This window comes from Actinomadura sp. 6K520 (assembly GCF_004349245.1).
Lineage (GTDB): Bacteria > Actinomycetota > Actinomycetes > Streptosporangiales > Streptosporangiaceae > Spirillospora.
This window is the reverse complement of sequence record NZ_SMLC01000018.1, coordinates 1-25390: the sequence shown is the minus strand read 5'-3', so window position 1 is coordinate 25390 and position 25390 is coordinate 1. Positions and strand designations below refer to the sequence as shown.

At 69.6% G+C, this 25390-nt stretch carries 20 protein-coding genes; 4 read left to right on the top strand and 16 right to left on the bottom strand.

Features of this window, described 5'->3' with window-relative positions; all coding sequences use genetic code 11:
• Positions 1–8: 8 nt before the first annotated feature.
• The 12 genes from E1289_RS07445 to E1289_RS07390 form a co-directional block, all read right to left on the bottom strand.
• On the bottom strand, positions 9–854 hold the full coding sequence (locus E1289_RS07445; RefSeq protein ID WP_131976688.1) for an alpha/beta hydrolase: 846 nt from the start codon (positions 852–854) through the stop codon (positions 9–11).
• A 324-nt stretch (positions 855–1178) separates the two neighbouring features.
• On the bottom strand, positions 1179–2312 hold the full coding sequence (locus tag E1289_RS07440; RefSeq protein ID WP_131976686.1) for a hypothetical protein: 1134 nt from the start codon (positions 2310–2312) through the stop codon (positions 1179–1181).
• 423 nt (positions 2313–2735) lie between these two features.
• Positions 2736–3446, bottom strand: coding sequence for a hypothetical protein (locus tag E1289_RS07435; RefSeq protein ID WP_131976684.1), 711 nt, complete (start codon positions 3444–3446; stop codon positions 2736–2738).
• 134 nt (positions 3447–3580) lie between these two features.
• A complete protein-coding gene (locus tag E1289_RS07430; RefSeq protein ID WP_131976682.1) occupies positions 3581–5170 on the bottom strand; it encodes a BBE domain-containing protein in 1590 nt (529 codons plus the stop codon).
• Between the two features lie 137 nt (positions 5171–5307).
• Positions 5308–6501: a ferritin-like protein gene (locus E1289_RS07425; RefSeq protein ID WP_131976680.1), complete on the bottom strand. Its 1194-nt coding sequence runs from the start codon at positions 6499–6501 to the stop codon at positions 5308–5310.
• Positions 6498–8486 (bottom strand): GMC family oxidoreductase, encoded by a 1989-nt coding sequence (locus E1289_RS07420; protein WP_131976678.1) that lies wholly within the window; start codon positions 8484–8486, stop codon positions 6498–6500. Before E1289_RS07420 ends, E1289_RS07425 begins: the two co-directional genes overlap by 4 nt.
• Positions 8483–9142, bottom strand: coding sequence for a hypothetical protein (locus E1289_RS07415; RefSeq protein ID WP_131976676.1), 660 nt, complete (start codon positions 9140–9142; stop codon positions 8483–8485). Before E1289_RS07415 ends, E1289_RS07420 begins: the two co-directional genes overlap by 4 nt.
• A gap of 347 nt (positions 9143–9489) precedes the next feature.
• Positions 9490–11112 carry a peroxidase family protein gene (locus E1289_RS07410; protein WP_131976674.1) on the bottom strand — a complete coding sequence of 541 codons (1623 nt, stop codon included), beginning with the start codon at positions 11110–11112 and terminating at the stop codon, positions 9490–9492.
• 70 nt (positions 11113–11182) lie between these two features.
• Positions 11183–12424, bottom strand: a complete 1242-nt coding sequence (locus tag E1289_RS07405; protein ID WP_131976672.1) for a ferritin-like protein — start codon at positions 12422–12424, stop codon at positions 11183–11185.
• Positions 12425–12445: 21 nt separating this feature from the next.
• Entirely contained in the window at positions 12446–13351 is a 906-nt protein-coding gene (locus E1289_RS07400) for a DNA-binding domain-containing protein (protein ID WP_131976670.1), read from the bottom strand.
• Positions 13344–14246: a DUF692 domain-containing protein gene (locus E1289_RS07395; RefSeq protein ID WP_131976667.1), complete on the bottom strand. Its 903-nt coding sequence runs from the start codon at positions 14244–14246 to the stop codon at positions 13344–13346. The genes E1289_RS07400 and E1289_RS07395 overlap by 8 nt, the downstream gene beginning before the upstream one ends.
• Complete coding sequence (locus tag E1289_RS07390) at positions 14236–14841, bottom strand: hypothetical protein (RefSeq protein ID WP_131976665.1); 606 nt, start codon at positions 14839–14841, stop codon at positions 14236–14238. Before E1289_RS07390 ends, E1289_RS07395 begins: the two co-directional genes overlap by 11 nt.
• A 454-nt stretch (positions 14842–15295) precedes the next feature.
• Between E1289_RS07390 and E1289_RS07385 the strand changes: the two genes are divergently transcribed.
• Positions 15296–16798 carry an FAD-binding oxidoreductase gene (locus E1289_RS07385; RefSeq protein ID WP_165970382.1) on the top strand — a complete coding sequence of 501 codons (1503 nt, stop codon included), beginning with the start codon at positions 15296–15298 and terminating at the stop codon, positions 16796–16798.
• A 15-nt stretch (positions 16799–16813) separates the two neighbouring features.
• Positions 16814–17488: a haloacid dehalogenase type II gene (locus E1289_RS07380; protein ID WP_131976661.1), complete on the top strand. Its 675-nt coding sequence runs from the start codon at positions 16814–16816 to the stop codon at positions 17486–17488.
• 68 nt (positions 17489–17556) lie between these two features.
• On the opposite strand, the gene E1289_RS07375 is transcribed toward E1289_RS07380, so the two are convergent.
• Together E1289_RS07375 and E1289_RS07370 are read right to left on the bottom strand one after the other, a co-directional pair.
• The gene (locus tag E1289_RS07375; RefSeq protein WP_131976659.1) at positions 17557–19734 is read right to left on the bottom strand and encodes a serine/threonine-protein kinase; all 2178 of its coding nucleotides are present in this window, start codon (positions 19732–19734) and stop codon (positions 17557–17559) included.
• The gene (locus E1289_RS07370) at positions 19734–21974 is read right to left on the bottom strand and encodes a PQQ-binding-like beta-propeller repeat protein (protein ID WP_165970381.1); all 2241 of its coding nucleotides are present in this window, start codon (positions 21972–21974) and stop codon (positions 19734–19736) included. The genes E1289_RS07375 and E1289_RS07370 overlap by 1 nt, the downstream gene beginning before the upstream one ends.
• A 359-nt stretch (positions 21975–22333) precedes the next feature.
• On the opposite strand from E1289_RS07370, the gene E1289_RS07365 reads away from it, so the two are divergent.
• Both E1289_RS07365 and E1289_RS07360 read left to right on the top strand, forming a co-directional pair.
• A complete protein-coding gene (locus tag E1289_RS07365) occupies positions 22334–22798 on the top strand; it encodes a DUF6458 family protein (protein WP_131976655.1) in 465 nt (154 codons plus the stop codon).
• 122 nt (positions 22799–22920) lie between these two features.
• Positions 22921–23436 (top strand): STAS domain-containing protein, encoded by a 516-nt coding sequence (locus E1289_RS07360; RefSeq protein ID WP_131976653.1) that lies wholly within the window; start codon positions 22921–22923, stop codon positions 23434–23436.
• A gap of 67 nt (positions 23437–23503) precedes the next feature.
• Here E1289_RS07360 and E1289_RS07355 read toward each other — a convergent pair whose 3' ends face one another.
• Positions 23504–24271 carry a GAF and ANTAR domain-containing protein gene (locus tag E1289_RS07355; RefSeq protein ID WP_131976651.1) on the bottom strand — a complete coding sequence of 256 codons (768 nt, stop codon included), beginning with the start codon at positions 24269–24271 and terminating at the stop codon, positions 23504–23506.
• A 107-nt stretch (positions 24272–24378) separates the two neighbouring features.
• A complete protein-coding gene (locus E1289_RS07350) occupies positions 24379–25017 on the bottom strand; it encodes a GAF domain-containing protein (RefSeq protein WP_131976649.1) in 639 nt (212 codons plus the stop codon).
• Between the last annotated feature and the right edge of the window lie 373 nt (positions 25018–25390).

The window sequence follows — 25390 nt, the reverse complement described above, 5'->3', positions numbered from 1 at the left end:
CGCGGATGTCAGCCGAGGGAGGTGATGATGTCGGCCACCTCGCCGGGCATCGAGAGGAATGGCGAGTGGGAGGCGTCGAGCGCGACGACGGAGACCGGGTTGTCCGGGAAGGCCGCGTCGGCCTCGGCGATGAACCTGGCCTGCAGCTCCGGCCCGATCGCCCTGTCCCGCGCGCAGGTGAGGTACGTGCGCCGCACCGATCCCCAGCCGTCGTGGGTCAGGGTGGTGGTGCCGAGCATGATGCCGAGCGGGCCGTCGGGCGTCAGCAGGCCGGTGGCGGCGTCGGCGAGGACCGGGTCCACGTCCGCATAGAACGCCTCGTAAAGCCGCTGCCGGTAGACCGCGTCGTCCGTCGCGAGGTCCAGCCGCAGCGCGCCTGTCTGGGCCGGGTCGCCCCGCAACAATGGCGCGACCTGGTCACCGGCGGCCTCGGGCATCCGCGTGTATGCCGCGGCCGGCACGTCGGATGCCGGCATGTACGCGGAAAGGTACGCCGCGTGCGCAACCAGTTCGGGTGCCTGCTGGGCCACTCGCGTCAGTACGGGGCCGGCCGCGCTATGGGCGACCACCGTGACCGGCTCGCCGCCGCCGATCCGCTTGATCTGCGAAGTCAGCAACTCGGCCACATCGTCGAGACTCACATCCGCGACGGGCGAGACCTCCGGGCCGACCGCCTCGGGGTTGTACGGCTGTTCGGTGAACCACCGGGGACGGCGGGCGTACAGCCCGTGCCCCGCCATGTCCACCGCAACGGCCAGACGACCGGCGGCTACCACCCGGGGGATGACTTCGCTCCAGCACCAGGAGCCGTGCCAAAAACCGTGAACGAATACCAGCGTGGAAGTGATGGACATTGATTCTCCCTGGTGGCATCTACGTCAAGGCCCAATGGGCTTGGTGGCGGCGGTGGATCGTGGGGGCGCTCGACACAATGACGACACGAGCGGACGGTTGGAGAACAGGCAGAAGTTGACGAGCAGGAAGTGACCGAGGTGGTTGCCCCGAGCGTGCGCGGTCGATCACGTCCCCAGTGTCCACCCCTCACACCGACTCAGCCAGGGAGAGGTAGTCCCCGGCTAAGAGAAGTCGGAGTTGTTGGACGTCATTCTCGACGAACAAATGGTCGTCCCGCGCTGCACAGCGATCGGATCATAGGGACCCGATGTCGGCCACCACCCTCACGGTCTGCCGGGCCCGCGCGGGTCATGGGCATCGGTGCCGAGGTGCCGAGGTGCCTCTCGTTCTGCTCGGTCTCGCGCGATGCGGTCGCGCAGGCTCGGTGGCTTCATACCGTACGGGCCGTGCTCCGGAGGGGCGGCTGGGAGGCTTTCCGGACCGGCCAGACCCGGCCCGGAGGGCTTCCCGGGCAATCGTGGATTCGGGTCTGGGCCCGGCGCGGGAGGCGCGGCCATGTCGCCGGATATGCGCCGGGACGGCCGCGTGGGCCTGGCCCGCTCGTGACGTGGGAGGAACCAGATGGCCGCGAAATTCAGCAGCAAACCGCCCGCCAGACTTGCCAGGGGCGCGGCTCGTGGCTCCCATCCGTGCCCGTACAGTGCCGTCGAAACGAGCAGCATTTGCGGGTTGGCCGTCATGATGACGAGGAATCCGACGATGAGCAGGCGGCAGCGCTGAAAGGCGATCTGTATCTGCCCCGCGGCCAGCGCGGTCGCAACGATGAACAGGTAGGGGTTCGGAGAAACGGCAAGGTCGTCGAGTGGGGTCTTGAGCGTCGCCATGCCCATGAGCGCGACCTCGGCCGCGCCGATCAGCATCCCGGTGCTGATCCCGTAGGTGATGCCGCTGAGCGGCCGTTCGTGCGCACCCTTGCGCCTTAGGTCGCTGACCAGGAAAAGGACGGCGGGCAAGGCGAGCGAGGGGGAGATCGCGGCCAGCAGCAACAGTTCCGCGGGTGCCTGGTCGAAGGAGTACGCGTTACCGGCGGCCCGGGCGTAGAGGACGATGGCCGCGGCGCCGAGCGCCATGCAGACCGCTTCGCGGCGGCCGAGCCGTTCGCCCAGGCCGATGCCTGCGATGAGGGGCAGGAACGCCAGCCCGGCGAGCATCGCCGGCTGGACGGCGGACAACGGGAGCACCGTGAGCGCGGTGAACTGCAGACCGAACCCCACGCCGATGACGGTGAGGCCGATCGCCCAGGTCGGGCTGGAGAGCATTGCGGCGGCGAGCGCGAAGGGCCGGGCGCCGTGCAGCGGAGGCATGTCGTTCGTGGCGGTCTTGAGGAATGCCATGCCGACGAAACAGGCGCCGGTCGACAGGAACGCGACGATCGTCGCCCAGTGCAGCAGTTCCATGCTGCGCCTCCCCTCGCCATTGAGGTTCCGGAAGCGGGCACCGGGCCGGGGAGCCCGGTATCGAGGATCGACCCTGGACGATCACCCCACCTCCCTCCGGGCGCCCATAACCTACACATGTGTCGGTTATTTGGACGGTAGCACCCACGGCAGGCGACGTGAAGGCCGGAAGCGGGGCGGCACAAAGGCCAAAGAGCGCGGATGTCAGTCAGGCGCCGCTAACTGGATCAGAGCGCAGGCGTCGAGAGCTTCGTCCGTCGGGTCGTCACGGCACGCCGCGATGAGTGAGAGCGCCACGTAACCGACATGTCTGTCAGTTAACGCCATGCTGACATTGTGCTGCCCCTTGGCGATCTCGTTCTGGGAGACTTCCGAGCCGCGTGGACCGGTCTTCAAGGCATCGGCTGAGTGCGCCGGCCGGGGTCAGGTTCCGGTGAGTGCCTGGGTGATGGCGAGGGCTTGTTCGGGGGTGAAGGCGCGGGGGTGTCGTGGGCATCGGCGGCTGTGGTACTCGTCGCAGACGAGAGCGCCGTTGGCCAGTTTCGTCCAGTGGGCGGGTTGCCAGTAGGCATGGTTCTTGCGGAGCAGGGTTTCGGCGACGTGCTGGGGCGCCGGGCTGGCGGTGGTGTGGGTCAGCGCCGCGGTGAGGGCGGGGACTGCGCTGTCCGGCAGGTCCGCGTCTCCCAGGGTGGGCAGCAGCAGGAGGAGTCGCCGGGAAGAGTCGGCGGTGCTGGTCGGAGCGGAGGTGGGTGCCTGGTGGGCGGTCGTGATCAGTTCGTGCCAGGACAGTCCCGGCCCGACGAAGCAGCCCTCTACGGCGGCCAGCCAAAGATCGTGTGGCCAGGCCGGGCCTGAGAGCACGTAGTCCAGGCCCATGTCGTCGGCCAGGTTGCGGTAGATGACGTGGAGGGCGGCTCCGCTGTGGAGCGGGACGGTGAAGACGGGCCAGTGGTCGGGGTCGAATAGCCGCTCGTCGAGTTCTTCGGCGTCCTCGGTGTCCACTCCGAAGTCGCGCCGGGGGTCATCGAGCCCGGTGGCCCCGACCATCAGGGCGTGGACGGCCCAGAAGGCCGGGTCGGTGAGGAGCGTGGAGCCGTCGACCAGCGGATGGTTCTCATAGCCCGTGATCAGCACGCGGCGATGGTCCCAGTCCGCCTCCGTTGCGGGCAATGAGTGCGTGCCCTGCGGCTCTGAGCAGGATCGGGTTGCGGAGCAGCGGCAGCCCGGCGCGCAACCGTCTTTTGATCACTCCTTGGTGACCGGGCGGGTCAGGCGCCGATGTCGGGGGCCGGTTCGACGGACTGACCGTGGCGGAACATGTTCAGCGGGTCCCAGCGGGCTTTGACGCGCTGCAGCCGCGAATAGGCGTCCTTGTAGTAGAGCTGCGACCAGGGCTGGGTGGAGGTGTTCCACTCGGGGTCGTTCAGGTCGAGGTCCGGGTAGTTGATGTAGCAGCCGTCGGCGCGTCCGCCGACGACGGGGACGCCGCCGGTGTCGGCGAAGGTGGCCTGGTAGGTGTCGCGGATCCAGGCCAGGTGCCGTTCCGGGTGGCCGGGGTCGGTGTCGTTCGGCCGTCTCCAGTAGACCTGGTACTGCATTTTGAGGATCGAGTCGCGTTGCGGTACGGCGGTGTCGCGGGGCGGACGGTTGACGGCCGAACCGTAGGAGTCGATCTGGATGAGGGCTTCCGGGTTGTCGTAGTCGCAGTGGGCCCTGTTGCCGAGGTAGTCCCACATCGCCTCGATCTGCCGAGGCGAGAAGGGGCGGCGCAGGTAGGCGGACTTGTACTTACCGCAACGGTTCTGTCCTGAGCCGTTGAGCGCCTGGGTGGCTGTGAGCCAGGGCATCAGCCGCGGATGCCAGGCGTCGGGAATCGGGCCGTGCTCGGCGGCCGACGACCGCATCGGCTTGGAGTCGGGGATTTTGGAGCTGTCGACGTACTCCAGGAACTCGCGCATCGCGGCGGCGCCCTCGTCGCCGGGATCGTCGCTTTCGGCGTCGACCTGGGCGACCAGTCCTATCTGGTTCCTGCCGCTGTTGCTGTGGGTGAGGGCCAGCAGGGTGAACAGCCGTCCGGACGCGGTGCCCGGGTCCTGGTGGGCGGCGAAGTACTCGCCGTAGGCGCCGACCAGGTGCGTGAACTGCTCCTGGGTGAAGCCCTTCCAGTCCCAGGAGCGGGCGGTGAGCAGCACGTGGCGAGGTGGGGTGGGAAGGTCGCGGAACCAGAACCGGGTGACCACGCCGAAGTTTCCTCCGCCGCCCCCGGTGTGGGCCCACCACAGGTCCCGGCGGTCGGGGTCGGGATCGTCCCGGGTGGCCACGACAAGCTCCACGGTGCGGTGCTCGGTGACCACGGCGACCTCGACGGCGTACAGGTAGTCCACGGTGAGCCCCGCCTGGCGTGACAGCAGCCCGTATCCGCCGCCGGTGATGTGGCCGCCCAGGCCCACCGAGTAGCACGACCCGGCCGGCAGGGCGCCCCCTGAGCGGGGGAACAGGTGACTGTAGACGTGCCAGTTGGTGGCCCCCGCCTCCACGCACCAGCCCTCCATGCCGGCGTCGTAGTACATGTCGCACATGGGACTGACGTCCAGGATCACCCGCACGTCGTCCCCGCAGACGAAGTCCTCGTAGCAGTGGCCACCGGACCGGACGGTCACGCGGGTGCGCGCCGGATCGGCGGCCGGCTGGTTGACCGCCTCCGACAGCGCGGCGGCCGCGCCCTGCGGTGTGGTCACCATCCGCACGTACTCGGGGACGGCGATCCAGCGCTGGTTGAAGCCGCGGCTCAGCGCCGGGTAGCGGACGTCGTCGGGCTTGACGGTGATGGCGGGTCGCCGCGCTGAAGGCGTGCTCATGCGTGTCGGTCTCCCTGGTCTGGAATCGGATGTGGGCAGGCAATGCCCGGGCCGGTGGGGACGCGGGACCTGCATCCGCCACCGGCCCGGTCACGAAGGGCGAGGCATGCCGTGCCGGCCCCGTGGCCGGCGACGGGTCACCAGGTCCGGGGGGCGGTCAGCGCGGACAGGTCGATCGGCTCTTCGGCCGAAAGCCCGGCCGCTTCGATGCGGGCCTCCGCGTGGGCGACGGCCCGGTCGACGGTGTCCTGATCGATCTCGAAGGTGGCACTGGCGAACAGCCCGTCGGCCGCCTTGCGCGGGTCCGGGTGCGGATTGCGGTAGAGGGCTTGGGCGCGGTCCCGCAGTTCGAGCATGACGGGAACGGCGTGCGCCATCTCGCGGGGCTTCCCGGTGAACGCCTTCTGCAGGAAGGCCAGCATCCTCGCGTAGGCGTCGTTGAACTCCTTCGCATGCAGATACACGGACTGGTCGGGCGAGGCCCGGTACTCCGCGACGGTCGACCCGCCGTCGATCCGATAGACGTCGTCCCATGCCACGTCCATGGGCTGGCCACCGGGGTCGTCCTTCGGGGTGTCCTTCGGGCCGTAGCGGCGGCCCTTGGCGATCTCGTTGAACCGGAAGTAGTGCGCGACCTGCCGCTGTTCCCCGAAGATCAGATCGTCGCTGTCCCAGATGGTCTTGTCGGCTCCCTCCCCCTGGTCACTGATCACACGCAGTGCCTTCTCGGCGTCGGCCGTGCCGGTGATCTTGAAGACTTCGCCGCCGGAGTTGTAGAAGTCCTCCGGCCCGACCTGCTTGTCCGGGGTGCCGCGGAACACCGACGCTGCACCGTGTTCGGCCACCAGGTTCGCCAGGCCGCGGCCGATGTACTCGTAGAACTGGCCGATCGAGGTCCAGCCCCGCGTGCCGGCCGGAGCGCTCAGCGAGCGTGGCTTCTCGATGTGCAGGAACGTTCGCAGCGCCGCCGGCGAGAAGTGCTGAAGCGGTATCTCGGCCGTCTCGGCGCTGAGCGGCAGAGTGGCCGGGTACTTCAGGACGAACTCGGGATGCGCCACGCAGGGGGTGCCGCCCACCGCGTTGAGCAGGTTCGCCACCAGCGTCATGTGCAGCATCTCCTCCAGCACGACGCTGCGGATGACGTAGAACGCGCTCCGGTTGGTCCCCGGCCGCAACGTGTACATCGCCGTGAGGTACGGCGGGATCGTGATGTGCTCGACCTGGAGTGCGTACTGGAGATACGTCCGGAGTTCGTCAACGGAACCCGGCGGCTCGAACGTCAGCTGGTGGGACTGGACGACCGCGCCGCCCGCCGATCTTTCGCTGGTCATGCGTTCACCTCCGTGGGGTGCGTGCGCACGTTGACCGGCCGGTGCAGCCCCGTCAGCTGCCGGTGGACCTCGTCGGCGCTGCGCAGGGTCAGCGCGGCCATCGTGAGCGAGGGGTTGGAGGTTCCGACGGACGGCATGCTGCCGCAGCCCACCGCGTACAGGTTCCGGTGCTCGTGGGTGCGCTGGTAGATGTCCACCACCGAGTTGCTGGGGTCGCCGCCCATGATGTGCGTGCCGGCGCCGTGTCCCGCTCCCCGATAGCCCAGGTCCAGCACGTCGAAGGACGTGTCCGGCGCGAAGGCGAAGTGGTCGAGTGGGTACGTGCCGTCCGGCGCGGGTCCGTGGTAGGTGTGGTCCTCGGCCCGCAGCGCCGCGAAGATGCGCGCGGACACCCGCCGGGCCGCGTAGATGCCCCGCTTGACGTGATCGTCGAGGTCGTAGGTGATCACCGGCCGCGGGTTGCCCATCGCGTCCCGGTTCCTTGGGTCGATGGTGACCGTGTTGGACGGGTCGGCCGGCTGTTCCACGGCGATCTGCAGGGAGATCTGGCGGCCGATCGTCTCGCCCAGCGAGTTGCGCAACGCGGGACCGAACCGGTCCATGCCGGGGTCGAGACCGAGTACGTCACCGTTGGGGTCACCGCCGAGGCGGAGCATGGCGGCGACATTGCTGAACGGCGCACCCATCGGCCATCCCCAGCCCCAGTTGCCGATCTCGATGCGGAAGGGCGAGCGCCGCCTGCGCGCCTCGCCGAAGCGGAAGCTCTCGTAGCCGGAGGTGTGCCCCGGCCCGCGGAAGGGCCCCACCTGATTTCCGGAATGCGCCAGAGCCCAGGCGAGGGTGGTCGGGTGGTCCATGAGATTGCGCCCGAGTTGCCCGCTGTTCGCGGCCAGTCCCGAGGTCAGCATCAGGCGGGCGTTCTCGATGGCGTGCCCGGCCAGGACGACGATGTCCGCTTCCGCGGTGTACACGTCGCTGACCGGTGTCGCCGGATCCCCGTAGGCCCGGTACTCCACACCGCGCACACGGCCGCCCTCGCCCAGCAGGACACGGCTCACCACACACCGCGTGGCGAGCGTGACCGAGCGCCCGAAACGCGCCTGCGCTCGCAGCGGTGTCCACTTCGCCTGGACGGGGCAGATCGGTACGCAGCTGGCGTTCCCCACGCAGCGCTCCCCGTAGTCGGGCAGGCCCACCGCCCCCTCCGGCCGGTACCCCGCCTCGCCGTCGTACTCCGGGTTCGGGGTGCTGGAGCGGGCCTGTGGCAGCGCGGTGACGTGCAACCTGACCGACTGGTCCCCCACGTCGTCGTAGATCTCGGTGTCGTCGATCCCGCGGTACAGCTCGTCGATGTGGCTCGGCGGGATCTTCTGCATCGGGTAGGAGTAGTGCCGGTCGGCGATGACGGACGGGTCGTTGGGCCTGCTCGGGTCCCGGAGCCACTCCCGCTGCTCGTCGGCGTCCCCGGCGACACCGAGCACGTGTTCGGCCTCGGCGTAGTACGGCTGCATCACCGAGGCGTCGATGGGCCAGTCCCGGCCGTAGTCGTACAGCGTGGCGGTCTGGAAGTCGGTCGGGTGCATCCGGGGGACGGCCCCCAGCCAGTGCATCGCGGAGCCGCCGAGTACGCGCAGATAGTCGGTGCCGTACGGCAGCCTTCCCCGCTGCACGAAGTAGCCGCCGGCGCGGTACCCGTCCCCGTGGGGGACGGGCGACAGATCGAGCACATCGGGTGACGGCACGGCGTTGTTGTGCCGGTACGCCGAGTTCGGCACTTTCACCGCCGCCGCGTGGAACGTGTCGAGCGAATCCAGGTAGCCCGGCCAGGTCTGCGTCCCGCCATTGCCGCCCTCCAGCACGAGGACGCGCCAGCCCTTCGCCCCCAGGCGCTCGGCCATCAGGCTGCCGGACATTCCCGCGCCCACGATGATCACGTCGTAGCGGCGGCCGTCGAGGTGACCGGGCGCGGTCACGGTGCCGGTCATGGCTGCTCCTGTCGTGGGGGCTCGGCGGCTCTGGGCTGGGTGGACGGGGTGGTGTAGCGCTCCGGGGCCGGGCCGGGCAGCATGGACGGATCGATGTCGGAGACCGACACCGGTGTGGTGAACAGGGCGTGCCGCCCCGTGAAGTCGGGCTCCAGTTCGCGGGAGATCTCCTCGACGGTCGGGACGGGCGGCGGCGCCATCGACCAGGTGCCGAAGCCGGGTGGTTTCGCGCCCGCCGGGTGCCCGTGGAACGTCCGCCACACCAGGCCCTCGGTGTAGGCGCTGGGCGAGACCACGAACTCCTCGTTGGCCATCTGCCGCCGCAGCCCGGCGTGCGCGGCCGGAGCCAGCCGCGGCCAGGCACCCGTGTACCACAGGTAGGCGATCGCCCTCACCGTCTCCAGCAGGGCCGGGTGCCCGGTCCAGTCCGGGTGCCGGAACCAGGTCTCCTCCAGGAGGGTGATCAGCGCGGCGTAGTTCGATGCGCCGATCTGACGCCGGACCGTGTCCAGATATGCCTCGGCCATCCCGGTTCCCCGCAGGTCGTAGCGGCTGAAACCGGTGAGCACCTCCGAGAGTTCGATGAACTTCGCCACGTCCTCGGACGCGACGACCGCTCGGTTCCTGGCGTGGTCTTCTTTGCTCGCGTCGTGCATCAGGACCTTGTCTCCATCCGCCTCTCCGTTCGCTTCTCCACGCATTGGTCGCGTCAGCCGATCCGGCGCGGTGAGCAGAAGTGAATGTCGTCGATGACATGGACAAGGCCAGGATGCTGCAACGCAATGCGGAGTTCATCGCACGGGGACGGAGGAAAGGCATCACCGACCGTCTGACAACTCTAACCTGAGCGCACGGAACAACTCGACAAAACGCACATTACCGGAGAAGGTAAGCGTTACCGACACCGAATGCGCTATGGCGTGCTGTCCGATTCGACGGTTAGCTCGGAAATGCTACGCAAGGGAGTGGCGGATTGACCGTACCGCCCCTGCCGGTTCGCCTTTCAGACGCCCGCCAGCTTGAGCATGTCCGCCATGGTGAACTTGCCTGCGCTTTGCCCCAACGTCGGCTTCCACGGCTCCCGCGGATGCTTGGAGTTGTGGCTGACGAACGACGACGGGTCAGCGCTGAGCAGGCCGAACAGGACCTCACCCACGATGACGCTGCCCACCCCGCCGAGCCGCATGCCGCCTTCGGTGAGCATGCTCTCGCGCATCACGTAGTACCACAGGGGCGCCTCGTCGAGACCGGCCACCTCCAGGCCCAGATCATGGTTGCCGTAGACCTTCGGAATGATCTCGCTGCCGTACTTCTCCTGGATGCGGCGGGCGACCGCCTGCCCGGAAGGAAGACCGAACGCCTTGCCCCGCAGCAGGTTGCGAATGGCGATCGAGCGCATCGGCGTGTACCGCTCCTCCGGCCGGCCGGGCAGCGGCACCTGCTCCGCGGGGTTGTCGATCCACTCGATCGGCGTGTCGATCGGCCCGGGGATATTGAGAAAGGTGTGCACCACCTTGGCATCGAACCTTTTCGCCTGCTGCGGAGCGCGCTGATCGGTCTTGAAGAAGAACGACCAGTCGATGACCTCGTCCGAGGGGATGGGCGAAAAGGGTTTGCGGAAGTGGAAGAGTCGTCCCGACTTGCGCTCGTTGAGATGGTACTCCTCCTGCACCAGCGGGTGCAGCCGGTAGCCCGCCACCGTGAACTCGACCGGCAGTGCCAGCGGATTCTCGGGCGTGGGCCGGAAGAAGTGACCGCCCTCCTTCGATATGGCCTCGAACACCTTCGGCTGTATGATCTTCTCCAGCCAGTCGTGCAGTACCAGCCACTGGTAGTGCCAGACCACGGCGTGCTGCGCCATGCTGAAGAGCTGCTTTTCGGGAACCTGCCTCTTGCGCAGCATATCCACCACCGCGTTGTGGAATTTCATGAATGCGAGGTGGAGCTGGATGGTGATGATGGTGTTGTCGTTGCGCGGATCGGCGATGATGGGCACGCCCTCGCCGTTGCGCGGGACATCGGAGGGGTGTTCCGGGTCGAACCAGAACTTCCCGGCGGCGTCATTGTCGAAGTACACGAACGACTGGGTCTGCGGGCCGAGCCCGTACACGTGCTCCAGGCTGACCCGCCCGCTGCGGTAGTTCGGGTTCTGCTCCGGCTTGTTTCCCGGGTCGAAGGTCGCGTCCGCCTGGAAGGTGATGTTGTGATCCAGGAACTGGCCGAAGTAGGTATAGCCGGACGGCAGATCCTTCATGAGCTGCCCGTCCGCGACCTTGGCGTAGCCCGAAAGGCACGCTCCCTTCTCAGGAGGATTGGCGTCCATGGGACCGCACGGTGCGCCGAGCTTCCTGAGCGCGTCGTCCGATGGGGTGAACGCTCTGAGGTCACCGAACATGCGGCTGTAATAGCCGGACTTCGACACCTGCGGGGTCTGGCCGTCCTCCTTTCTTGTCGGAACGCCTTGGAGCGGGCTCGTTATACCGTGGCCGGTGAGGGCCGGATCGGGCAGCGGGCCCTGGCGCCGCGGAAGGACGCCCTGGACGATCTGTTCCCGCAACCGGTCTCCCGCCTCCTCGCGGAGAGTCTCGACATCCTCGCGGAGCGCGGGGTCCTTGGCCGTGGTCATGTGCTTCCTCTCTGTTGCCGGTACGGGTCGTTCCTCCGCTCGCCGCCTTCTGCGGTAGCGGTGCGATGGCTCAGACGTCGGGCATCTTGTCCAGCAGCCAGCGCACGCCGTTGTCACCCCCGAGTTGGGGGAAGTCGGCCATGGCTTCGTTGCACAGGTGGCGGAGGTGGTCCTTCTTGCCGTCCGCGGGGAGTTCCACGTATTCGAAGGTCGGCCCGATGCGCCGGCCGGCCAGCGGCCCCTTGTGGATCTTGTGGGCGACCATGGTCTCGGCGAGGTTGGCGAGTACGCCCTGCATGGCCGAGATGAAGGTTCGCTCCAGGCGGTAGCGGTGGCTGCTTGCGCCGGGCACCACGTCGGCCCGGGATACCCCGTAGATCGTGTCGAGCAGGTGCAGGGTGTAGCAGTAGGCGGCGTTGAACAGGGTGTTGATGCTCGTCGCCGCGGGGTCGGAGACGTACTGCTCGCTCTTGGGGTTGACGGGCACGTCCCAGACCGGCCCGATCGGCTCGATGCCCTCGGCGATGCGGGAGAACTTGGTGTAGTGCGGCAGCTCGTCGTCACCCGGTCGCGGTTCGAGCGGGTCGATCGGCACCGTCGGGCGTTCGGGGTTGATGCCCTCGCCCTGGTCGACGATGAGCTTCATCGCCTGCTTGGCGGTGGACAGGTTGGTCACCTTGACCGGTTCGCCGCCGCCGTCCTTGTTCCAGTACCCCGACACGTACTGCCTGTCGGGCCGGTTGTCGCGCCACAGCTCGGGGCCGTGCTCGTCGGCCAGATCTTCCAGGCCCTTGATGACGGCCTTGTAGAACTGCCCGATCGTGGCGTATTCGCCGGGGCCGGGCTTGCTCTCCTCCGGCCGGGCCTTGGGGCGCTCGAACTCCATGAAGATGTCGGCGACGACCTGCCTGGTGCACGGCTGCAGCTGCAGTGTGAGCGGTGGATGGCGATGCAGCATCAACTGGGGGTAGGACGGCACGAACGTGCGGCTGCACAACCTGATGTCGTCGCCATGGCCGAGGGCCACCAGGATGTTGCGGACCAGGCACAGGTGCAGCATCTCCTCCACGACGATGCTGCGGATCAGGCGAGCGGCCCCCATCCCGGGGTCCCAGCGGGAGCGGCCGCGTCCCTGGATGGAGTACATCGAGTACAGGTACATCGGGATGGTCTGCATCTCCAGCGCCGCGGCCTGGAGCAGGTGGTTCTTCAGGTCCTCGCGCTTGCCGATGTCGGTGGTGGTGTCGATGGGATGGTCGGTCAGAACCTGTGCCGGCTCGACGCCGGTCCGGTCTCGAACGTCAACGCTCACTGGTGCGGGCCCTTCCTGATTTCATCTGCGCGGGTGTGCGGAGGGAAGCGTGCCGACCGGCGGGACGGGAGCCGGCTCGGTGTCGGTGACGGTCCGCGCGAGCCAGCCTCGTGCGGACCACCGGTCGAGCAGGCACCGGGCACCGGCCGGATCGAGGCCGGCCGCGCGGGCCACCGCCGGCCATGGCGAGGCGGCGGTGAGCGCGGAGGTCAGCAGGCGGTGTTCCGCCGCGGGCAGTTCGGTGCAGGTGACGCGGTAGTGGCGGCGGGACAGGACGAGGTGACACGGGCGGGGCGTCAGGGACGGCGGTGGCTCGCCGCGGCGGGCGGCGGAGTGGTACCGGTGGACCGGCGCCGACACCGCCAGCGTCCGCAGGCAGGCGACGAACCGCGGCGCGGTGCCGCCCGGGTGTGCCGGGGCCTCCGGCCGGTCCGGTTCCCGAGGTCCTCCGCCCCCGCTCTCCTCGGTTCCCGGGCCGTCGTAGACCTCGGCGAAGGTCCTCTCGTAGCGGGCGAGGTCGATGATGATCCGCACCCACGGTTCCGGCCGTGCCGCTGGATCAGGCCGCCGTCTCCACAGGTGGTCGGCGAACCCGTCGCCGAGGTGGGCCAGGTTGGGTGAGCGGGACGGACGGTCCTCCAGATGCCCCAGCGCCAACTCCTCGAACACTTCGGAACCGAGCAGGGAGCTGAGCACGGGGTACAGGGCACGCATGGCCTCCAGCAGCCGCCGCCGGTAGCCGTGGCGGTAGATGCCGAGCCTGTCTTCGGCGCTGAGCTCGGAAGTTCCGGCCAGCACGTCCGCCGCCGGTGTGCCGGGGCGCCGCGGGGACACGATGGCGTGCTGCATCCACGTCTGGAGCGCCGTCAGCCCGGGCGGCGGGCCGCCGGCATCCGGCCGTCCCCCGGTGTCACCGCCCTCAGCCATGACAGGTGACGCGGTGCGAGGCCGGCGGCCGGTCCGTGGCGGTGAGCCGCGCCTTGTCCAGTTCGGCCAGCAGCTCCGGCAGCGGCGGGATGCGGTCGTCCCACTCCAGCAGGGTGGGCACGGGACCGATGAGCGCGCGGGCCGCCCGGTACAGCCGCCACACCGGCTCGGCTACGGGACGGTCGTGGGTGTCGATCAGGTGGGTGCGGTGGTCGGCGTGTCCGGCCAGGTGCAGCTCCGCAACGCGGTCGTGCGGGACGCCCAGCAGATACTCGTCCGGGTCGAAGCCGTGGTTGACCGCCGAGACGTAGACGTTGTTGACGTCCAGCAGCAGGCGGCATCCCGTCTCCTCGCACAGCCGTGCGATGAACTCCCATTCGGCCATCGTGGACTGCCGGAAGGTCGCGTACGTGCTGGGGTTCTCCAGCACCAGCGGGCGCTCCAGCACGTCCTGGACGACCCTCACCCTGCCCGCCGTGTGCCGCAGGGCCTCCTCGGTGAACGGCAGCGGCAGCAGCTCGTGGGTGTTCACGCCGGCCACGCCCGTCCAGCAGACGTGGTCGGAGACCCAGCGGGCGCCGGTCTCCGTGGCCAGCCGCTTCAGCCGCCGCAGATAGTCCATGTCGAGCGGCTGGGCCGCGCCGATCGACATGGAGACGCCGTGCATCACCACGGGGTACCGCTCGGCGATCCGGCGAAGGTCGTGCCGGGCGCGGCCGCCGGAGTCCATGAAGTTCTCCGAGATGATCTCGAACCAGTCGACCGGCGGCCGCTCGGCCAGGACCTGTGCCATGTGCTGCGCGCGGAGCCCCAGGCCGAACCCCAGGTCATGGCCGGCGCCCCGTTCGGAATCCGGCCCCGGTCGTCCACCGGACGGCGTGGCCTCACTGCCCATGGTCGAACGCTCTGCACGGTTCGTAGCGCCGCTTGCCCTCGTAAGGGGGCACCAGGTCGTCGGGGGCTCCCTCTCCCGGAGCGGGACCGAACGGGACGCCGGCCTCGAACATGCGCTGCTCGAAGACCTTACGGGCCCGCTTCCACACACTCGTTCCCCGGAAGGGCCCGGCGGCGTGGACCCGGCTCTCGTTGATGGGGCTGGCACAGCTGCCGGACGAACGGCACTCCTGCGCCCCCGGCATGGCCTGTTCGGCGTCGCCCCCGCTGTAACCGCAGCCGCCCTGTCCCCGGCATTCGTTGGCGCCGTGGCAGACGTGGGAGACGGTGGCGCATTCCCCCATGCCGGCCATCTCCCCGGTTCCGTCCCGGCCGTGGCCGCAGCAGGAGTTCAGCCCCATGCACACATGCAGTTCCAACGGCCTCGCCCGCCTGGGATCTGGCCAGAAATCGTTCGGCTCATCGGTCGAGTCCGGCAGAATCGCCGTCCGCGCCTCATGCGCGCCGTGCCGCCGTTGCGCACCCTGCTCCCCGCCGACCACGAATTGGGCGACTTCCGCCGAACCCTGCCCGTCGGCATTGCCGTCCTGCTCCATCGACAAACCCTCTCCGCCATATCGGAATCCGTTCGCTCTCCGCTCATCCGATCGGCATCTGCCCGCGTGTGGTCGTCGACCTTCCTCCCCTGAGCAATTGGCGCCTACGTCGCGACTTCAGCAAAATTCTCGCTTGGTTCACCCCATTGGTCGGCAACCATGCCGGGCCGCGCGTCGACCACTCGCCGAATGCTCTGCCGTTCCGGGGATCAGATGAGTCGCGACCGCCACGCACCGCGAACACCATGTATCGGACAGAACTTACAGGCCAGGCATTAAGTAGAAATCGGCGGGAGCGCCGCCGGTACCGCCTTTTGGACGCCCATGGTGCCGCGCTTTACTTGGGGGCGTGATTGAGTTCTCTGCGGAAGGCAAGGAGGCTCGGGCGACGCCCGCCGCGCCAGTAGGGGGAAATATGCTTGATCGACGTGGAGTACTGCGGGCAGGCGCTTACATGTCCGCCGCCGGGATGGTCGCGGCACTGACAGGGCGCGACGACGCAGGGGCGGCGTCGCGCATACCCTCCACGCCGTCTCCGCAGCCGCCGGGAAACCCGAATTGGCAGGAACTGGAGAAGATGCTCGGGCCGGGTAGCAGGTTGTACCTGCCCAAGGAACCGAAGTTCCCGTCCCTGGCGCAGCCGTGGAATCTGCGGTACGAGGACAGGAAGCCGATGGGCATCGTGTCCTGCGCCACCGCGAAGGACGTGAAGGCGGCCCTCCTGTGGGCGCAAGATAATCACATGCCGCTGGCCGCACGCGCAGGTGGACACAATTACGCCGGCTACTCGACGACGACGGGCCTGCTCATCAGCGTGCGCCCGATGAGCGAGGTGACCGCGCTGCCCGGTAAGCGGCTCAGGATCGCCGGCGGCGCCACCAACGGCGATGTCGCCAAGGCCGGTGCCGGGAAGACGAACCTGTACGTCCCCGGCGGACGCTGCGTCGGGGTCGGCATAGCGGGCCTGACACTCGGCGGCGGCCTGGGCTTCAATGACCGCAAATGGGGCTTGACGTGTGACAACCTGGTCGAAACCGAAGTCGTGCTGGCCGATGGCAGGATCGTTCGCGCAAACGGCACCGATAGGCCCGACCTGTTCTGGGCCTGCCGTGGCGGGGCAGGCAGCAACTTCGGTATCAACACCTCGTTCGTTTACAACGCCGTCGACGTGTCCCAGACGACGGCCACGTTCTTCCGCCTCACCTTCCATCCGAGGGACGGGGTGGAGGTCATGAAGATCGTCCAGGAGGGACTCCTGGCTCGCGATCACGACAACAACCTGGACATCCGGATCGAGTTCGAGAATCCGGGCACCGGCCGCGACAACGTCAACGTCGCCGTCCTCGGCCAGTACCTCGGCGACGATTCCGCCACGCGCACCAAGCTGGGTGCCCTTCTCAAAATGGGCCCTGCCGAGCAGAGCATCGAGCAGCTCGGGTTCTGGGCGGCACAGGAGAAGCTGTCCATGGTCTCCGAGCACGAGACCGTGGCCTCCAAATCGCTCGTGCCCGCCAAGTGGCTGCCGGCCGAAACGGTGAAGGAGATCGTGGAGTGGACTCTCCGGTGGGAGCCGCACCGCGCGGGCAACAGCGGCTACGTCACCCTCTTCGCGATGGGCGGCAAGGCCGGTGAGCCCCGCCCGGCCGACACGGCGTTCCCACACCGCGGCGCCACCTTCGTCATCGACGTCGGCACCTCATGGCATCCGGAAACCAAACCCGAGGCCGTAAAACACCTGCTGGCCCAGACAAGGACCATCCATGGCCGCCTCAGTAAAGAGTTGAACACCTCCGCGGCCTACGTGAACTTCCCGGACCCGGATCTCACCGACTGGCATACCGCCTACTACGGCAACAACTACAGTCGGTTGACCCAGATCAAAGCCGAATACGATCCGCACCAGGTCTTCCGCTACGACCAGGGCATTCCTCCCCGGCCTTCTTCAGGAGCCGAGTGAGGGGCCTAACCCTTCATGGTCACTCGCCCGCACGCTGTTGCTTTCGATGTACTCGAGACCCTGCTGGATCTGGATCCGCTCCACGCGCGACTGGAGGAGATCGGCCAATCCCCGCAGCTGTTGCAGCCGTGGTTCATGCGCCTTCAGCGCGACTCGATGGCTCTGGCCCTCGCCGGGGACTTCGAGTCGTTCGAGTTGGTGGCAAGGCAAGCGTTGCGCACCGACACCCACCACACCGCCACCGAAAGCGACATCGACCACGTACTTGACGGGTTCGGCCACCTGCCCCCGCATCCCGACGCCGAACCGGCGTTGCGACGGCTGTCCGAAGCGGGGCTGCGGGTCGGCTGCCTGACGGTCGGCGGCGCGGAGAACACGGCGCTGTTCCTGGAACGAGCGGGCCTGGCGCGCCATGTGGACAGCGTGATCACGGCGGAGAAGGCCGGTATCTGGAAACCCGCGCCCTCGATCTACCGCGTCGCCGCCGGCGAACTCGGCACATCGCCGGACGACATGGCGCTGGTCGCGGTGCACGCCTGGGACTGCCACGGAGCCAAACGCGCCGGCTGTCTCGCCGGTTGGTGCGCGCGATTGGAGGGTCGCTACGGGGACGTCTTCACAGCGCCGGACGTGAGCGGTACGGACCTTGTCGAGGTCGCCGAAGGTTTACTGCGACTCCCCTCCAGTTGAGGTCGCCCAGGAAGACGCCGACCGGCCGGGGTTCCGCCGAATCACCAGGCGGGTGATCTCGGCCGGGATCAGCGGGTGATGGTGGCTGCGCGCAGGTGGCCGTCGCCGGCGCCGAAGTAGACGATCCCGCCGGACACCACCGCATTGGGCTCCCGGTCGTCCGCCAACCGCACCTTTCCCATAGGGGCGCCGTCGCCGGCGTTCAGCAGGTGCAGTTCGCCGGACTTCGTGCTGACGTAGACCGTCCCGGACGAGACGGTCGGGGACGAGTTCACCGCGGGAAGGTCACGGCGCCACTTCACCGCGCCGGTCTTCGCGTCGATGGCGAACACCTGGCCGTGGTCCTCCTGAACGTCCTTGCCGCTGACATAGAGGAGCCCATCGGCTACCACGGGGAGCTCTGAATCACCGAGGTCGCGGAGGCCCGTCGGAGCGCTCCACAGGCGCCTGCCGTCGCCCGGATCGTGGGCCGAGACGATGCCGCTGTCGCCCACCGCGTAGAGGACGCCGCCGATGACGGTGAGCGATTCCGGCCTGTCGTGGACCTCCTCGGCGAAAGGAACCTTCCACAACCGATCGCCCGTGCGCGCGTTCAGTGCGTGCAGCTGCGGGCTCGGCTCCTCGTCGCTGCTCGCGACGTAATAGACGACGTCGCCGTGGGCGGTCAGCTCCCACACGATCCCGGTTCTGTGGCTCCACACCCTGTTGCCGGTGGCGGTGTCCAGCGCGTCCACCGACGACCGCCGCTCCTCGGACGTTCGGCGAAAGAAGTAGAACTTCCGGCCGGAGAGCACCTCGCCGAGCAACATCGCCCGAGTCGGGTACTGCCACAACTCGCGGCCGGAACCGGCGTCCAGCGCGAAGACGCGTCCGCCGTCGAACGACGAGTCGTTGTATCCGTTGGCGTAGATTCTGTTCCCGGAAAGGAGCAGGGAGCTCCCGCTGCTCCACGCCTGGCGGCGTTTCCACCGGCGGTCGCCGGTTCGGGCGTCCACGGCGTGGACGGCTCCGTCGCCCTCCCCGAAATACACCGTCCCGCCCTCGACCACCGGCGTCCAGTTCGGCTGCGCTCCGTAGGACCACAGCTGCTTCAGGACCGGCGGGCTGGGCTCCGGGGAGCGGTCCGTCCCGCCTCCCCGGTCGGCGTCCGGTTCGCCGCCGGTGAGGACGAGCGTGGTGGCGACGGTGACGAGGACGGTGACGGCGGCGAGACCCGCCAGGGCACGGCCTCGCGTGAGCCACTGCCCGCCGCGCCGGGGAGGGAGTCCGGTGGGAGGGTCCGGATACGGCGCGGTCGCGACGGCCGTGGGAGCGGCGGCGGGAGCGGCGGCGGGAGCGGGGGGCGCGGGGACGACGCGGGTGATCTCGGCCGTCAGCGGTTCGGGCAGCCAGCCCGCTCCGCCGGGCGGCCACGCCCGCGACGCGCGGCCCAGTTCCCCGACCAGGCCGGGGACGGTGGGACGCCGGCCGGGGTCCTTGTCCAGGCAGCGGGCCACGACGTCCGCCAGCCCGGGCGGCACGCCGGTGAGGTCGGGGTCCCCGTGCACGACCCGGTAGTTCAGGGCGTGCACCGAGCCGCCACCGAACGGTCCGGCCCCGGTCGCCGCGTACGCCAGGACGGCGCCGAGGGCGAACACGTCGCTCGCCGGGCCGACCGCGCCGCCCCGCAACTGCTCGGGGGACATGAAGCCGGGCGTGCCGACCATCGCCCCGGTCACCGTCAGCCGGGTGCCCTCCGACGCCAGCGCGATCCCGAAGTCGATCAGGCGCGGGCCGTCCGCGGCCAGCAGCACGTTCGACGGTTTGAGGTCGCGGTGCACCACACCCGCGGCGTGCACGCTCTCCAGCGCCTCCGCGAGTGCGGTGCCCAAGGACCGGACCGTCCCGTCCGGCAGGGGGCCGTGCGCGTCGATCGCGCCCTTCAGCGACAGGCCCGGCACGTACTCGGTGGCCAGCCACGGCGGCGTCCCGTCCGGGTCGGCGTCCACCACGGCGGCGGTGAAGGGACCGCTCACGCGGCGGGCCGCCTCGACCTCCCGGACGAAGCGGCGCCGGAACCCGGCGTCTTCCGCCAGCTCGGCCCGCACCACCTTCACCGCGACCGCGCGGCCGCCCGGCGACGACGCCAGGAACACCTGACCCATCCCGCCGCCGCCGAGCCGCCCGACGGTCCGGTACGGCCCGAGCCGCTCCGGGTCGCCCGCCTCCAGCGGCGCGTACGCCTCCACTCCGCCTTCCCTCCCCATCAGCCGGCGTCCGAGAGCACGCGCAGAAGGTCGTCCTCCACGACGTAGAGTCGTCCGTCGATGACCCTCGGGCTTCCGCCCAGGTGCTCCTTCCACAGGCGGGTGCCGTCGCGGACGTCCAAGGCGTAAAGGTTCCCGGCCCCCTCGTCGTCACCGTCGCTGAAGAGCACCGTCCCGTTCTCGACCGCTCGACCGTCGACAATGCTCGGACTCCCGCCCAGATGCTCCTTCCACAGGCGGGTGCCGTCGCGGACATCCAGGGCGTAAAGGTTCCCGGCCCCCTCGTCGTCACCGTCGCTGAAGAGCACCGTCCCCTTCTCGACCGACAGAAGACGGGCCTCGGCCACTCCCGTCTTGTGCCGCCACAGCGGCTTGCCGGTGTCGGCGGCGAAGGCGCACACGTAGCCGTCGTTCTCGAAGTAGGCGACTCCGTCCGCGATGATCGGGGCGCCGGCTCCGCCGGCGATGGCGGGGTCCCAGGAGGCGCCCTCGAAGCTCTGCTTCCACGCGTACCGGCCCGTCGCGGCGTTCACCGCGTGCAGGGAGCCGTCCCGGACGCCGTAATAGACGACCCCGTTCGCGGCGACGGGCGATGTTTCGAGCTGGTCCCCGACCTGGAGGCGCCAGAGGTCCGCGCCGGTCTCCGCGTCCACCGCGCGCAGGGTGCCGTCATTGATCACCACGAAGGCGACTCCCCCGGAGACGGTCGGCCCCTCCTTCGAGAAGCCTTCGTAGGTGTTCCGCCAGATCTCCCGCCCGGTACGGGAGTCGCGTGCGATCAGCCGGACGTCCGACGTGTAGATCCGCTCGCCGACCATCGCGACCGACGGATGGATGCCGTGGTCCTTCCACTTCCACAGTTCCTCGCCGCTGCCGGCGTCCCGGGCGTAGGTGTACTCACCGGCGGCGTAGTACGCCACCGATTCGGTGGCCCCCAGGAACTGCGGACCCGTCGGGACGTCCTCGTCGAGGGGATGCGCGTGCTTCCAGCGCGGCCGGCCGTTCTCGGTGTTCAGGGCGTGCAGGCCGCCCTTCAGGTCATCGATGTACGCCGTGCCGCCGATCACCTGCGTCAGTCGCATGCCCTCCGCCAGGGGGAAGGTCCACAGCTCCTCGCGCTGCGGCGGCCCGGCCGCCTCGGCCTTCCCGTCGGCACCGGACAGCCGGACGGCGAGGACGACCGCCCCGATGGCGAGGACGACCGCCGCCGCGGCGGCCACCGCGGCCAGGATCCGGCGCCGCGCGGGGCCGGGCGCCCGCGCCGGTCCCCCCGGAACGGGCGCGCCGGGCGGGCCGAGGACACCGGGCGGGACCGGGGCGCCGGGCGGGGGCAGGAGCGGCGCGGACCGGACGCGGAGGACCTCCGCGGCCACCGGGGCGGGCAGCCAGCCCGCCTCCGTGAAGAAGCCCGCGGCCTGCCCGGTCCCCGCCAGGCGGCTCAGTTCCCCGACCAGTCCGGGGACGCTGGGACGCCGGGCGGGGTCCCTCGCCAGGCAGCGGGCGGCGACGTCCGCCAGCGCGGGCGGCACACCGGTCAGCTCCGGTTCCTCGTGGACGACCCGGTAGTTCAGGGCGTGGGCGTGCCCTGCCCCGAACGGGCCGGTGCCGGTCGCCGCGAACACCAGCACGGCACCGAGGGCGAAGACGTCGCCGGCGGCGGTGACCTCGTCGGCCACGAGCTGCTCGGGGGCGATGAAGCCGGGCGTGCCGACGACCATCCCGGTCTCGGTGAGCTCGGTGGCCTCGGCCGCCCGCGCGATCCCGAAGTCGATCACGCGCGGGCCGTCCGCCGCCAGCAGCACGTTCGACGGCTTGAGGTCGCGGTGCACCACGCCCGCGGCGTGCACGCTCTCCAGCGCCTCCGCCAGTGCGGCGCCCAGCGCGAGCACCGTTCCCTCCGGCCAGGCACCGTACGCGGCCACCGCCGCCTCCAGGGAGACCCCGGGCACGTACTCGGTGGCCAGCCACGGCGGCGTCCCCTCGGGGTCGGCGTCGACCACGGCGGCGGTGAAGAAGCCGCTCACCTGGCGGGCCGCCTCGACCTCCCGGACGAACCGGCGCCGGAACCCGGCGTCCTCCGCCAGCTCGGCCCGCACCACCTTCACCGCGACCGCTCGCCCGCCCGGCGACAGGGCGAGGAACACCGTGCCCATCCCGCCGCCGCCGAGCCGTCCCACGATCCGGTACCGCCCGAGCCGCTCCGGGTCGCCCGCCCGTACCGACGCGACACCACCGCTCACTCGGCTCCCTCCCCGGCCGCGGCGCCGGGGCCCGACACGGCCGTGCCCGGCATCAGGCGCATGATCATAGTCGTGGTTCTCCCTCGTCGGCGGGGCATCGGACGGCTCGCGTCCGAATAGACGCTTCTGTTCGGCGGAGAGTTCGCTCGTATCCGGATGCGGCGCACGGGGCCGAGCCCTTTCGCCACTCGAATGCTCACCGTTCGCCACGTGAATCTGTGGCCACCTCCCCCCGACTCCCGGTTCCGCATCGGCAGTCCCAGCTCCGGCCGCTCGCGTGCAACTCGTCATCTCCCAGGGAGAAGAGACGTTCGGAAAACTGCTGTTTCCCCCGTTGCGGGGGCAGGGTTGGCTGAAGAGTGAACGGGCGTGACGGCCCGGTGGCCGCACTTTCCACGGTGCATTGGGGCCGCTGCTTCGACCGGTTCGGAAGACCGATCCCGGCAGTCACCGAATTCATGCTCGTCGGGGAGTTCGGTCATGGACATCGACTCATCGATCATTCACCGCGGTTCACCGAAGGGCGGCGTGTGATGCCGATAGCCGGCGGCGTCGCGCTGCTGACGATCGGCGCGATCCTCACTTTCGCCGTCACCGGATCCATACGCGGTATCGACCTGCACGCGGTGGGCGCCATCTTGATGGCCGCCGGTGCGGCACTGTTGCTGCTTCCGCTGGTCTTCGGGGGCATGTCGCCCCCGAAGCGATGGTCGGCCCGCAGCCGCCAAGACGCCATCGACGAAGCGGACCAGGGCCACTCCGCCGCACCGCGGCGGCCGCCCGGCGCTGCCGGTCCGACCCGCCAAGACCGCGCCCCACATTGACCGGGTCGCGGGGTTAGACCGCAGGTCGTGAACGGCCTATTCTGCATATAACGGCGGCAGTCGTCTGTCGGGCCGCTCCAGACCCTGGCGGTGTAGGTGCACACGCTCCAGGGAAGGCTGTCATGACGGCATTCGAGTCATCGTCGTTGTCCCCCGTCCAGCAGGCACTGCGGGCGCGGCTGGACACCACGACCGGCGACCGCGGCCAAGCCGGGGCGCAGGTCAGTCTCCGGCGGACGGACGTCGCGTGCGGTGCCGGGTCGACGGCGATGCTGCTGGCGCTCACCGGGGAGATCGACGCCTCCAACAGCGGCTGGCTGACCACCCGGCTCATGACCATGCTCACCAGTGCGTCCACCGGCTACGCCGGCGCCGCGCCGAGCAGTGGTGTGGTCCTCGACCTCACGCGCCTCCGGTTCTGCGACGCCAGCGGCATCGCAGCCCTGGTCAAGGCATTCAAACACGCCCGGAATCAGCGGCTGGCCGTGACCCTGGCCGGAGCCACAGGGCGGGTCGACCGCGTCCTTCGCCTCACCGGCATCGACGACGTCCTCACCCTGCATCCGGAGCCGGCGGACGCGTTGGCGGCACTGTGCCCCCGACGGCCGACCGGGCCCTGCGCGGCGACCGACCGCTGACTACCGGGACCGGTCCGCCGACTCCCGTCCGCGCGCTCGTCGCTGCCTTTCCCGTCATCGTCCATGGTCAGCCGCGGTCGGCGCGGCGGTGGGGATCGAGGCGCAGGTGCAGGGAGCCCACCACGGCAGTGTCGTCGTCGATGACGGCCTGGGCGAGGTCGGCGAGTTTGCGGTTGGTGCCGCGGGCCTGCGTACGCAGAGCGGCGAAGGCCTGATCGAGTGAGGTCTGGTGGCGTTCGGCGAGCATGCCCTTGGCCTGCTCGATGATCACCCGGCTGTTGAGGGCGATCTGCAGTTGCTGGGACAGCAGTTGATGTTCGCGGGACGCGCGTTCGCCCAGGATGCCGATGGTGGCCACGTCGGCCATCGCCTGGCCGAGCGCCTGGATCGTGGTCGCCTCGTCGACGGCCAGGGCGGTGGAGGGGACGGTGAACAGGTTCACCGCGCCGATGATCCGCTCTCGCATCCGCATCGGCAACGCCAGCACCCCACCGTAACCGGCGTCGAGGGCCGCGGCGGCGAACAGCGGCCACCGGGAGGCTTCGGCGGCCAGGTCGGCGACCCTGACGGGCCGGCCGGTGGCGAAGCAGTCCAGGCAAGGACCCTGCCTGGACTGGAGCTGGAACAACTCCAGCAGCCGGGTCTGTTCGGAGGAGGCGGCGATGACCTGCAGCTCGTCGGCCTGGTCGGTGAGCAGGATGCCGGCCGCCTCCACCTCCAGCAGCTCCACGCAGCGTTCGGCCAGCCGGTGCAGGAACTCGATGAGATCGAAGTCCATCACCAGGGTGTCGGCCAGCTCGACGAACACCTCAGCGAGTCGTTGTTGCTCAGGCATGCCTGCTCAGTCCATTTCCTTGGCCCAGTAGCCGTAGCCGGGGTGTCCTGTCGCGTGACGCTGTCTCTCGTTGATCGCGATAGCCATCGTGTCGATCCATCGTGTCGTCATCCGTCGGGGAAGTCGTCGGGGTGGAACCGCAGCCGCCGGTCCACCACCCGGCGGGCCAGCCGGGCCAGCGGGACACCCTCGGTGAAGGCGCGGGCGCGCAACGCGGCGAACGCGTCCGGAAGGCCGACTCCGAGTTGGACCGCGACCATCCCGGTCGCCTGGTAGACCTCGATCCGGCCCTCGCCCGGCCCGCCCAGCGGCCACGCCGGCTGATCCGAGGCCATTCTGTCCGGCGGGGTCTGGCCGTTGGTCAGCATCACCGCCACCGCCGTACGGCACAGCGTCACCGCATCGGCGACCTGCTCGCCGGTCAGCCGCCCGGGCCTGACCCGGTACATGGTGAGGGTGCCCAACCGGATGGCCCCTACCTGCAGCGGGAAGGCGAACAACGCCCGAGCCCCGGCCGCCGTGGCCACCGGAGCGAACATGGGCCACCGTGCGGCGCTGGCGGGCGAGGACACGTCGACGACCAGTACCTGGCCCCCGGAGACGCCGGCCTCGATGCACGGCCCTTCCCCCAGGGCGAACTGCTGTTCTTCCAGGAGCGCGGCCACCGCGTCGGTGGCGTGCGGCCGCTGCCGCCGGTCCGGCCGAGAGGCAAGCGACAGCGCCGCCCCGTCCACCTCCACTGCCACCACGGCCGCCTGGCACACGTGCGCGGCCGATACCACCTCACCGTCCGCGCAGCCGCTGACCAGCTCCCATAACCGGGCCGCCCGCGCCTCGCCCGCCGCTGGTATCGCCGCTCACCGCCTCACCTGCGCTCGAGGCGACCAGGTTGGCCGTGCCCTCGCCCCCAGCCTCCCACAGCCTCCCGAACGGCACGGAAGAGGACGATAACCAGACCACTGACGCATGACACGGCATAGGCCCGCGCCCTTTTGCCCGGTAGGGATCGCGCACGAAGGCGTAGGGTGGGCAACGTCCCAGAGTCCCGGCCCTGACGTGTGCACGGCGCCGGGCGGCGGGGGCGGCATGCGAGCGGGGCGCTTGCACCGGGGAGCGGGG